The sequence below is a fragment of the Vibrio sp. 2130-1 genome (assembly GCF_033339515.1).
The window spans coordinates 1-790 of the sequence record NZ_JAWOUT010000180.1 but is presented as its reverse complement, the minus strand read 5'-3'; the positions used below and the strand labels follow the sequence as shown (position 1 = coordinate 790).

General features: G+C 38.1%; 1 protein-coding gene. It reads right to left on the bottom strand.

Annotation, left to right across the window (positions count from 1 at the left end):
- Positions 1–581: 581 nt before the first annotated feature.
- A partial coding sequence (locus tag R7Q09_RS25020; RefSeq protein WP_318143807.1) for a DUF1214 domain-containing protein occupies positions 582–790 on the bottom strand: 209 nt, incomplete at its 5' end.

Below are 790 nucleotides of genomic sequence, written 5' to 3'. Positions count from 1 at the left end.
CGGAATTTGAAGAGTCGTTTTGTGTGATAACGCCGACTACGATGCTGTCTTTTGTATTTTCTTTCGCAAGCGCATTAAAGGAAACCGCAAGGCTGGTTACGGTTGCGGTAAGTATGATTATTTTTCTTAGAATGCTGAACATAAATGCTTCCTCTAATTGGAAAGCCAGACTAAATTGATCAGCAAAAAAGTCAAATTTCGAACTTTAGCGAAATGACAATTAACTATATGTTTTAAATTGATTAATTAAAAATAAGTAAGGACATTCTGACAAGATATTCCACCTTTGACTACACGATATTTGCGTTCAATATCTCAACAGTAAATGTTCTGTGTTTCAGCCAATAAACAACTGGAAAGTTGGAAAACGCGCCATCAGATTATTCTCAAGACTTAGCCAGTTGATAAGTCTTGTTTATTTAGTAAAAAGCTCAGCCACAGGTAAAACAGTCCTGTAGCCGAGCTTAATTTTACAACAGACAATCTCAGTTTTGAGGTGCCATGGTATAACTCAGGGAAACGTGTGTTTCCCTATATTGATACCAATGTTCTTATTTGACGAGTTCGATATCACTCATCGTCTAGCTCTTATCGAACATTTTCTCTGTTGGGGCGTAGAAGCGGAAATACGTAAACCAACCTTCTCCTGGGTTCGTTTGTACCCAGTTGTTCTCATAACCTTTCACTGGCTTTGGACCGTAATAAACGTCAATCGAACCGTCAGAGTTAACTTTTAAATTCTTACGAGAAGAAATGTCTGGTGAGCCTGCATCGTTGATGATCATCAGAC